7 protein-coding genes and 1 tRNA gene are annotated in these 11,512 nt (G+C 46.9%); 7 read left to right on the forward strand and 1 reads right to left on the reverse strand.

What is annotated here, in order from left to right:
• Positions 1-48 precede the first annotated feature (48 nt).
• From AC5WJX_RS17485 to AC5WJX_RS17510, 6 genes are all read left to right on the forward strand, one after another.
• A complete protein-coding gene (locus AC5WJX_RS17485) occupies positions 49-411 on the forward strand; it encodes an antitoxin Xre/MbcA/ParS toxin-binding domain-containing protein (protein WP_494485549.1) in 363 nt (120 codons plus the stop codon).
• Between the two features lie 55 nt (positions 412-466).
• Complete coding sequence (locus AC5WJX_RS17490; protein ID WP_494485550.1) at positions 467-3,688, forward strand: UvrD-helicase domain-containing protein; 3,222 nt, start codon at positions 467-469, stop codon at positions 3,686-3,688.
• The gene (locus AC5WJX_RS17495; RefSeq protein WP_494485551.1) at positions 3,685-6,588 is read left to right on the forward strand and encodes a PD-(D/E)XK nuclease family protein; all 2,904 of its coding nucleotides are present in this window, start codon (positions 3,685-3,687) and stop codon (positions 6,586-6,588) included. The genes AC5WJX_RS17490 and AC5WJX_RS17495 overlap by 4 nt, the downstream gene beginning before the upstream one ends.
• A 10-nt stretch (positions 6,589-6,598) precedes the next feature.
• A complete protein-coding gene (locus tag AC5WJX_RS17500; RefSeq protein ID WP_494485552.1) occupies positions 6,599-6,949 on the forward strand; it encodes a bleomycin resistance protein in 351 nt (116 codons plus the stop codon).
• A 72-nt stretch (positions 6,950-7,021) separates the two neighbouring features.
• A complete protein-coding gene (locus AC5WJX_RS17505) occupies positions 7,022-8,008 on the forward strand; it encodes a pyruvate dehydrogenase complex E1 component subunit beta (protein ID WP_440428894.1) in 987 nt (328 codons plus the stop codon).
• 73 nt (positions 8,009-8,081) lie between these two features.
• Positions 8,082-10,421 (forward strand): Tex family protein, encoded by a 2,340-nt coding sequence (locus tag AC5WJX_RS17510; RefSeq protein ID WP_494485553.1) that lies wholly within the window; start codon positions 8,082-8,084, stop codon positions 10,419-10,421.
• Here the strand turns inward: AC5WJX_RS17510 and AC5WJX_RS17515 are convergent, their stop codons facing one another.
• A complete protein-coding gene (locus AC5WJX_RS17515) occupies positions 10,422-10,898 on the reverse strand; it encodes an Lrp/AsnC ligand binding domain-containing protein (protein WP_440428897.1) in 477 nt (158 codons plus the stop codon).
• A 157-nt stretch (positions 10,899-11,055) separates the two neighbouring features.
• Between AC5WJX_RS17515 and AC5WJX_RS17520 the strand changes: the two genes are divergently transcribed.
• Positions 11,056-11,162 (forward strand) — tRNA-Asp (locus AC5WJX_RS17520).
• Positions 11,163-11,512: the final 350 nt, after the last annotated feature.

Genomic DNA, 11,512 nt, shown 5'->3' on the forward strand with positions numbered 1-11,512 from the left:
GTTCGTGAATTCTCTTGAGATTACGGGTAACAATGCTTAACTTAAAGCATGGACAATTTGAAGCAAGCTGAAGACAGTTCTAGTCAAATTACTTTGACTAATTTAATTGAAATCACCGGATTAACATTAGTTCAGTTATCCTGTTTTCTTGATGTTTCTGATTCTGCATTAAGAAAATATTTGAAGGAGGGCCAAACATTGAATGCTGGCGTTATTGAACATGCTAAGTATTTACTACAAGTTTTTGATAAAGGTGTTGATACGTTTGGCTCTATAAAAGAATTTAGCGCTTGGCTTTCTCATGAACATACTATCTTAGGTATACAACCTTATGAGCTCTTGAAAAGCGTTTCAGGGATTAACTTAGTTATTGAGGAATTAATACGCATAGATTATGGCATAACGGTATAATGTCATATCGCTAGGATAAAAACTTATATTCCATAATTTAGGTTTTTCTTTGCATATGCTTCAACCCATAAAAATACTTCAGGCTTCGGCCGGGTCTGGCAAGACCTTTAGCCTGACGGTACATTATCTTACCTTACTCTTCAGCGCTGAAACGAAATACCGCGAAATCCTAGCTGTGACGTTCACCAACAAGGCTACCGAGGAGATGAAGACCAGGATACTGGAGGTGCTACAAGGGCTGGCAACCGGTGATCATTCCGGTAAGATTCAAGCCTACCGGGAATTGGTGCTGAAAGCGCATCCAAACTTAAATCCCCATAGTCTTCGTGAAAGCGCCGATATCATCTATCGCAAGATTCTGCATGATTACAGCCGCTTTTCGGTAAGCACCATTGACGGCTTCGTACAGAAGGTGATCCGCGGTTTCGCTTTTGAGCTTGGACTGGATTCTGGCTACGCGCTGGAAATGAACTATGATAAGGTTAAAAATGAGCTTGCCGACAGGCTGGACAAGGCACTAGATACGCAGCCACAATTACTGCAATGGATCATTGATCTGGCACTAGAACGCATAAACAATAATACGAGTTGGAACTATCGGAGGGAGTTGCTGGATCTCAGTAGCGAGATCTTCAAAGAGCGTTACCAGCCCTTTGAAAAGGCTATCGATGCGCTTTCTGAAGTCGTTGATCTGGATGAACTGTTTAAGGATTATCAAACCCTCAGCCGGGAGAACATCCGGCAGTTTGAAGATTCCCTGTTGCAGCTTGCTAAAGATGGATGGGAGCTTTTCAATGTACTGGATGTGGATACGAACATGCTGAAGGGCAAATCACGTTCTCCGCTGTTTAACCTGAAGCGTGTCGCAGAAGGGGATTTTAGCAAGGTGAGTAACCTCGGAAAACTGATCGACGACCCGGAACAATGGTTTCAGAAAGGACTGAGCCATGAGTTGTATGACCAACTGAACCCTTTATTGAAGCAGCTGCAGGAGCATTACTCAGCTGGGTTGGCGGAATATGTGCTGGCGCAAAGCTTTAATAAAAACTTGTACTACCTAAGACTCATGCAGGAGATGGCGGCTTTGCTGAAAAGCTATCGTGATGAAAGCAAAAACCTGTTGATCAGCGATGCACAAAACCTGCTTAAAGGCATTACCGATGATGCTGGCGATAACCCATCCTTTATCTGGGAGAAGATGGGCGGGCGGTATAAAAACTTCTTGTTCGATGAATTTCAGGACACTTCATCTAACCAGTGGGGCAGTTTTAAATCGCTCTTGAGTAATGCGATTGCTTCACCGAGCAACACGCTGATTGACCACCTGATTGTCGGGGATACCAAACAATCCATTTACCGATGGCGTAATGGCGACTGGAACATCCTGCACCAGCAGGCGAAATTGGAGCTTGGTGCACACAATGTTATGGACGACAGTCTGGAAGAGAACTACCGAAGCACGGAGAACATCATCAACTTCAACAACAGATTGTTTAAGGACCTGCCCGAGGTGCTGCAAAGGCAGCTAAACAATACCATAGATTGTCAGGAGGGGAATGTGGACCTGCCGGATTGGTGGCAACAACAGGGCTTTGACCGCATTGTTACCGATGTATATGCAGGCGCTGCGCAGAAGCTTACGCCGAGAACCTTAAAAGGAGGAACCATAAAGTTTCAGGTGATTAAAAATGATGCACTGGGTAATCCGGTGACGAAGAATAATTATACGACAGAAGCCATCAGCCAAATGCTGGCAGAAGTAAAGCTGTTGCTGGAAGAAAGGCAGTACAAACTTCGCGATATCTGTGTGCTGGTGCGGAAGAATGCTGAGGCGGTAGCTGCAGTAAAGGCCTTGCTGGAAAATGGTATCCCTGTAATTTCCGGGGAAGCATTGCTGCTGGCAAATAACAGTTCCATCAAGCTGCTGCTGAACACGCTAAACGTGCTTGCTGGACTGCCTTCCAATACGGGCTTGTACAAAGCAAATTGTATTAGTCTTTATGCCCGCTTGCAAGGTCGCCAGGTAGAGACCTCACATTATTTTGCCTTGAAGTTTAAGACGCTGGATCAGCTTACCGCGGTGTTGCCGGCCGACTTATGTCTGAATTGGCAAAGCTGGATACAGCAACCCTTACCAGAGCTGATCGAACGCATCATGCGGGCTTATGGCCTTGATCAGTTGGAGGGGCATCTGCCATATCTGTTCGCTTTCAGGGACCTTTGCGGGAACTTCACCCGACAGGGGGAACGCGGCATAACAGCCTTCCTGAGATACTGGAATGAGGAAGGGGCAAGGAAGACCCTGCCGTCTTCGGAAAACGCTGATGCGGTACAGGTGGTAACCATACACAAAGCAAAAGGCCTGGCCTTTAAAGCCGTGCTGCTGCCATTTTGCAACTGGGACATCAATGGTAAAACCAACAGCATCTTTTGGGTGCCATCAGAAGGTACGCCATACCACCATTTACAAAGTATTCCGCTGAAGTATAATAAAGAACTGGGTAATTCAAGTGTGGCTAAGCCGTACTTTGAAGAGTTGCTTTTCAATAACATGGATGCGTTGAATATGCTTTATGTGGCAACCACGCGCAGTAAAGAATACCTATACATCAGCACCATGGGAAAGAAAACGGATTCCATCACAAACATCGGTGATCTGCTGATCAAGGTGCTGGAATTTGATCTTTCAGCAGAAGGGAGTTATGTACTGGATGAGGTGGTGGATTCCAAAGACGAAGGGGAGGTACTGAAACCTGCCATCAACCTGAATGTTTATCCGACATCTGACCGGCTGAGCCAGGTGTTTGATGCAGATCTAAAACGCCGGGATTTCGATCTGCTAACCGGTAACACGGCGGGCCGTACGGGAAGTATCCTGCATGATGTGCTGGCGAATGCAAATACAGCGGAAGAACTGGATGCTGTACTCGGCAGTATGCTTGCCGCAGGGAACTTTAAGGCAGAAGAGCTGCCGCAGCTGAAGGTGCAAGCCGAAGCGGTATTGAAAAATCAGGAGCTGCAGCAATTGCTGGCGAACAGCACACAAAGTTTAACAGAACAGACCATTATTGATCGTCAGGGCAAGAGTTACCGGCCAGACCGGGTGCTCATCAATGAAAAAGGACTGACGATCATCGATTATAAATTTACCATGGAGCAGAGTGATAAACATATTGAACAGGTGACGCATTACCGCGATCTGCTGTTGGATATGGGCTATAAAAACGTGCAAACCTATTTGTTTTACGCCGTAACCGGGAAATTAAAGCAAGTATGAAGGCCTTTTTAAAAGAAGTAGCGGAACATTTGGAATCGGAACTGGGAGACCAACTACAGCATTCTGCAATCGTATTTAACAATAAACGTCCGGTTGCTTATCTGCAGAAACACCTGGCAGATATTATTCAGAAGCCTTTCTGGAGCCCCGCCTTTTATACCATACAGGAATTCTTTGCCTTATCTGCAGGTTTAAATCTAGCAGATGCTTTTACACAGTTTTTTACCCTTTTTAAGGTGTACAACAGGCTGGTGATTGCAGAAGGTGGGCACCCGATGGAACCTGCTAAGTTTTATCCTATAGCCCGGATCATCTTGAGTGATTTTGCGCAGATAGACAATGATCTGGTGGATGCAGTGAAGCTTTTCCAGGAGTTGGAGGATATCGCAGAGATCGACCTGCAGTTTGATTACCTGACCTTAGAGCAGCAGGAATTTCTTCGGAGCTTCTGGAGCTCGTATTCGGAAGGTAAACAGAAGAAACAGCAGGAACAGTTTATCCGTATGTGGCGCAGAATGCCGACGCTTTACGAGGAGTTCCATACCGAACTTCGGGAGAAAGGTATGATCACCATCGGGCAGGTGTACCGTCAGCTGGCGGAAGGCAGACCCGCAAAGCCCGAGTTTACCGATGCTTTTGCTGCCGGTAAACTGGTGTTTGTCGGTTTTAATGCGTTAAGTCAGGCGGAAGCTGTAGTATTCAGGAGATTGCAGGAGCAAGGCAAAGCAGTGTTTTACTTCGATACGGATATCTACTATATGAAGGATAAGTCGCAGGAAGCGGGTTTGTTCCTTCGGAAGAACCTGGAGCGAAATGGCTTGTTAAATGCTTTTACCCAGGAGCGGTCCTATTTAAAAGCGACACATAAGATAGTGAACGTTTACCAAACACAGGGTCATGCTGCGGAAGCTAAAGTGCTGCATGAGACCCTGCAGCAGGACTATCCGCTGTTGCAGGATGCGCAGCATGCCGGACAAGTGGCCTTGATCCTGGCGGATGAAACGTTGTTACTACCGGTGCTGCAAACCATTCCTACACAGTACCATGATGGGCAGAAGAACCATAAGGTGGACCTGAATGTAACCATGGGTTATCCGCTTGCCGCCTCTTCGGTATATGGCCTGGCGGATCTCTGGCTCTGTGTGCAGGCACAGATGATCGAGGGGAAAAAGGATACGGTGAACTTCAAGGAAGTGGAAGCTTTCCTTTCACATCCGCTGACTGGCGCTTCTGAACGCAGCAGGAACAAGATCATGGATAAGCTGATTCTGGAGCAGCTGGTGGAAGTGCCGGTTTCCAGGTTAATTGGTCAGAAGGGTTTGCTGGCACTGTTCTTTAATCCGGTTAAGCGGGTAGAAGATGCTACACTGGCTTTTCAAGCGGTGATAAAATATATACTGGAGCTGCAACTGGCACAGAAGACCTTGAAACAGACTGAAGCAGACCTGTTTATTGCTACTTTAAAGGAGCTGAACAGACTTCATGATACCTTGACCGAACATCTGCAGATCTCGCGGGAGGGCTTCTCACTACAGTTTGTGCTATCGCTGATCCAGAAAGCGGTGCAAGGCATCTCGGTACCATTAAGCGGGGAACCACTTGAGGGCATCCAGGTGATGGGTTTGCTGGAAAGCAGGAACCTGGACTTCGAGCACATCTATGTGCTTGGGGTAAACGAAGGCATTCTGCCGCAGACCAGCATCGCGACGAGCTTCATTCCAGATAGCATCCGCCGTGCACATGGTTTACCGGTCATTGAAAATCTGGATGCCATATCTGCGTACATGTTCTATCGACTGCTGCAAAGGGCGGAAAAGATCAGCCTGGTGTACAACGTGCAAACGGATGAAAGCAACACTGGTGAGCCGAGCAGGTTCTTGCGGCAGCTGGAATATGAGAGTGGCTATCAGTTCAACTACTTCATTCATCAGCAGGAAGTTGCCACAGAAACCAAGGTGCCGGTGATGATCAAGAAAGACCCTGAAGTTATGGGGCTTTTAAATAGATATTTAACTGGTGAAAACCGGTTGTCGGCTAGTGCATTGACCACCTACGTGACTTGTCCGCTGCAGTTCTTTTATCGTTATGTTGCCAAGATTGAAGAACCAAAAGACGTGGTGGAAAATGTGGAAGCTAATGTGATCGGTTTGATGCTGCACTGGGTGCTGGAAACCTTTTACCGGGATCTGCTTAAAACGGATGCCATGATGACCAAAGAACGTATCAGCGACAAGCGTAAGGAGCTGGCTCGCCTGTGTGAACGGGCTTATGCGAAGATTGTTTTCAATGATGATCAGCATCAGGTTGAACATAATGGCATGCAGAAGGTGGTGCTGGCGATTGTTGCGGCTTACGCCAACATTGTGCTGGATCAGGATGAAGCACATGCGCCATTCCGCCTGCTTGGGCTGGAGAAAAAGGACGAGATCAGTTTTAAGTTTAAAGTTAAAGGGGAGGAGAAAACCATCCGTCTGCATGGCATCATTGACCGTATAGACGAGAAAGATGGCATGATCCGCATTGTGGATTATAAAACCGGCAGTGATGACCTGCGCTTCAATACGCTCGAAGAGGTGTTTGAAACCAATGGTAAAAAGCAGAATAAGGCATTGATCCAGACGCTGTTCTATACCCATGTTTTTGAGCAGGCTAATCGCCATGCGAATGTAGAGCCACATTTGTACAGCATCCGTAACTTACGTACGGAAGGCGCGTTGTTTATGGAAGGTAAAGCGAAGATGCCGCTGGAAGGTGAAAGGCTTGAAGCCATAAAGCAGCAGTTTATCGCCTTGCTGCAGGATAAACTCGGAGAGCTGTTCAACGACGAGATACCTTTTACACCGACTACAAACGAAGAAAGTTTCACTTATTCACCTTATACCACGCTATGTGGTATGTAAAAATACAGTCATGTTAAAAACAGCAATCCCCATTCTCGCGTCGCTTGATGCAACGCAGACCATCGACTTCTACACAGGTAAACTTGGCTTCAAACTGGAGTCACAATGGGATGGTTATCTGATCTTTTCGAAAGACGAGATCTTCATTCACCTTTGGGCAACAACGGACCCGGAAGTGCCTAAAGCCACCGGTTGTTACATCCGGGTAACGGAGGTGGATGCACTTTTTGCGGAATACGATGCGCAAGGTGTGGTACATCCGAATGGGCGTTTAGATGATATGCCATGGGGTATGCGGCAGTTCTCCATACTGGATAACAACGGTAATATCATCCATTTCGGGCAGGATAACCGCCTGTAATTGTAATTAAAACACTACTTTATAATTAAGTTACAATAGTTATATTTGCGCCAGTTAATACTTGAATAAACAATGAGAGAAATTCAGTTTAGAGAAGCCTTGCGTGAAGCCTTAAGCGAAGAGATGCGTAAGAACGAAAACATTTTCCTTATGGGAGAAGAGGTTGCGCAATATAACGGTGCTTATAAAGTTAGTCAAGGTATGCTTGATGAGTTTGGTGATAAACGTGTTATCGACACGCCGATTGCTGAGCTAGGTTTTACCGGTATTGGCATTGGTGCTGCAATGAATGGATTGATTCCGGTTATTGAGTTTATGACCTTCAACTTTTCTCTTGTAGCGATCGATCAGATCATTAACAGTGCTGCGAAGATGCTTTCCATGAGTGGTGGTCAGTTCTCCATTCCAATTGTTTTCCGTGGCCCGACTGGTAACGCTGGTCAACTGGGTGCACAGCACTCCCAAAACTTTGAAAACTGGTATGCGAACACTCCTGGATTAAAGGTTGTTGTTCCATCTACACCATATGACGCAAAAGGATTGTTAAAACAAGCCATCCTTGATCCGGATCCAGTGATCTTCATGGAGTCTGAAGTGATGTACGGTGATAAAGGTGCAGTTCCTGAGGAAGAGTATTACCTGGAGATCGGTAAAGCGAACGTGGTAAAAGAAGGTACTGATGTAACCATCGTTACTTTCGGTAAAATGTTAAGCCGTGCGGTGAATCCTGCAGTTGAGGAATTGACCAAAGAAGGTATCAATGTAGAGGTGATCGACTTACGTACGGTTCGTCCGATCGACTATGCAACCATCATCAACTCTGTTAAGAAAACCAACAGATTGGTAATTGTTGAAGAAGCATGGCCATTGGCGTCTATCTCTTCTGAGATCGCGTTCAATGTTCAGAAAAATGCTTTTGATCATTTGGATGCTCCGGTATTGCGTATCACTTGCGCTGACGTACCGCTTCCATATGCGCCGACTTTAATTGCTGCAAGCTTGCCTAATGCAGAGCGTGTGATTAAAGCAGTTAAAGAAGTTATGTACATTAACAAATAGTATTCTTAAAGAACTAAGATAAAAGATCCCGTTGGCGAAGAGCTGCGGGATTTTTTTGTTTTCACAAATCGACATGAGTCAACATTCAAACATCATTGCTGCGGAGCTTGGACTGAAGCCGCAACAGGTTAATGCAACCATTGCCCTTTTAGATGAGGGTGCTACCGTTCCTTTTATTTCGCGTTACCGGAAAGAGATGACGGGCAGTCTGGATGAGGTTCAGGTGGCGGGTATCCGCGACAGGTTCCAGCAGCTGCGTGAACTGGATAAACGTCGCGAGGCGATCTTGAAAGCACTAACAGCGCTGGACAAGCTGAGCCCTGAGCTGGAACAGCAGATCAATGCAGCAGTTACGATTACGGAGATCGAGGATCTTTATCTTCCATATAAACCTAAACGTAAAACACGGGCTTCTGAAGCGCGTAAGAAAGGACTGGAGCCTCTGGCTATAACCATCCTGGAGCAGCAGCAAGTGAACCCGGATATGGAAGCAGCAAAGTTTATCAATGCAGAACTTGGTGTAAACAACGCCGAAGAGGCTTTGGCAGGTGCAAGGGATATCATCGCAGAGATCATCAATGAGCATGCAGAGACCAGAACGGCCATGCGCGAATACTTTAAACAGAAAGCGACCTTTAAATCTACTGTGGTAAAAGGCAAGGAAGAAGAAGGTATTAAATACAAGGACTACTTCGAATGGGAGGAGCCCTTGAAATCGGCTCCTTCACACCGTGTGCTGGCGATTCGTCGTGGTGCGCAGGAGGGCTTTTTAAAGCTCGACATTATGCCGCCTGAGGATGGCGCGATCAGCATTCTGGAAAGGCAGTTTCTGAAGGGTAGAGGTGCAGCGGCGCAACAGGTGCAGCTCGCAGTCGCAGATTCGTACAAGCGACTGCTTGGCCCTGCGATGGAAACTGAGATCCGCAATGTCTCCAAGGAGCATGCAGATGAAGAAGCTATCCGCGTATTCGCGGAAAACGCCAGACAGCTCTTGCTTGCAGCACCTATGGGGCAAAAGCGGGTATTGGCTATTGACCCTGGATTCAGAACAGGCTGTAAGGTGGTGTGCCTGGATGAACAGGGTAAGCTGCTAGAAAACACAACGATATATCCGCATACTGGTCAGGGCAACGTGGCTAAAGCAGCTGCTACGCTGAAAGACCTGTGTGTAAAGCACAACATTGAAGCGATTGCTATTGGTAATGGTACTGCAGGCCGCGAAACGGAAGCTTTTGTGCGTGGCTTGGGCCTGGAAAATGTGCTTGTAGTCATGGTGAATGAAAATGGAGCCTCCATCTACTCCGCTTCAGAAGTTGCAAGAGAGGAGTTCCCGACGCAGGACATCACCGTAAGAGGTGCTGTGTCCATTGGCCGCCGTTTGATGGATCCATTGGCAGAGCTGGTGAAGATTGACCCGAAGTCCATTGGCGTAGGGCAGTACCAGCATGATGTGGATCAGCAGAAACTGCAGCAGTCGCTGGATGATACCGTGATCAGCTGCGTGAACGCTGTAGGGGTGGAGCTTAACACTGCTTCCAAGCAGGTGTTGTCTTACGTGTCAGGGTTGGGTCCACAGCTGGCACAGAACATCGTTTCTTACCGCAATGAACATGGTGCCTTTAAAAACCGCGAGAGTCTTAAAAAGGTGCCTCGTCTTGGCGACAAAGCCTTTGAACAGGCTGCGGGCTTCTTAAGGATCCGCAACGCGGAACATGCGCTGGATGCCAGTGGCGTGCACCCGGAACGTTACCCTTTGGTGAACAAGATGGCCAGAGACCTAAACTGCAGCGTAGCGCAGCTGATGAAAGACCCTGAACTGCAGAAGCAAATCAAGCCACAGCAGTACCTGAACGATGAGATTGGGCTACCAACCTTAAACGATATTTTAAAAGAACTCGCTAAGCCGGGCCGTGATCCAAGGGAGCAGTTTGAAGCTTTTGCTTTCACCGACGGGGTGAATGAGATCAGCGACCTGAAGGTTGGCATGAAGCTGCCGGGTATTGTCACCAACATCACCAATTTCGGTGCTTTCGTCGACATTGGCGTGCACCAGGATGGTTTGGTACATACCAGTCAGCTTGCAGACCGCTTTGTAGCCAACCCGAACGATGTGGTTAAGGTGAGCCAGCGTGTTGAAGTTACGGTAACCGAAGTAGACGTTGCACGTAAGCGTATTTCGTTGTCTATGCGTACCGGGCAAGCCGGTGCTGCAAAGAGCGGCAGAGATAAAACGCAGAGCAGTCCAAAAGGTGGTTCATCGAAGTCCTCAACACCGGCTGCAGGATCTAAGCGCCCGGCAGGAAAAGCAAATCCAAAAACAGCGCCTGTGAAAGCTGCAGGGACAAAAGCAAAGGAAGCCGATGGCGATTTGCAGATGAAACTTGCAGCCTTGAAGGACCTGTTTAAAAAATAATTACCCCAGCTCTATTTGTCTGCGGATACTTTCCTCCAGGGATATGAGGGTTTCGGTACGTTGGATACCTTCCACGGCCTGGATCTCTTCGTTTAAAACATGTCTGAGGTGGGAAGTATCCCGGCAAATGATCTTCGCGAACATGCTGTAAGCACCAGTGGTATAATGTAACTCGACCACTTCCTTGATCTTGCTCAGCTGATTTACCGCATCTTTATATTGAATACCCTTTTCCAGGTAGATGCCCAGAAAGGCGCAGATGTCGTATCCCGCTTTTTGTGGGTCAATGATCAGGTGTGAGCCCCTGATAATGCCCATTTCATGGAGTTTTTTCATTCTAACGTGTATCGTTCCCCCTGAAACGATCAGATCCTTAGCAATTTCCGTGTAAGGTTTCGTAGCATCCTGCATGAGCTGTTTGAGGATCTCAATGTCTAGATTATCAATTTCTAAATTTTGGCTTTCTTTTTTTAGCATCGTTTAAGAGATTAATTGCATAAAGCTAATGTAATTATTAAAATCGTAATAATAAAAATAAATCATTATAATATTTGCAACATAATGGAAGTGTTGTTACATTTGTATCAAGCAAGACGGAAAAAATAAACGTTCTTTTGAAAACTTGCTCTTATCCTGTTGGGTGGTGGAACTGGCAAACACACCTCCTTGTCTCGGTGGCGGAGAATCTGGAAACCCGTAAGGGCTAACTACTCCTTGAAGGTTCGACTCCTTCCCCAACAGCTGTTTTTTATGAATATTAGTTAACCAAAAAGAGCGACCCGATCCGGGTCGCTCTTTTGCTTTGTGTGCGCCCGGCACGGGCGCAAACTATAGGGTGAAAGTCCCGAACGCGCCTTGATAGTGGGAAGCGTTAACCTAAGGCAAGGGTGTCCTTCGCGAGGAGGAATCTGAAGGAAGCCGGCGGTAAATCTCTGGCCTGACGAACAGGAAGCGAATCAGGCAGTTGGATGTGGGTGAGTTTGCACAACAAAATAAAGCCCAAAACTATCCGAAACATCCCGCTGTATATTCGACAGGTATATGGAGAGAAAGTTTGCGTTCTTACCCGGGGAGATCTGATAAACTGCTGC

The sequence above is a fragment of the Pedobacter sp. NEAU-ZC8 genome, from assembly GCF_059278965.1.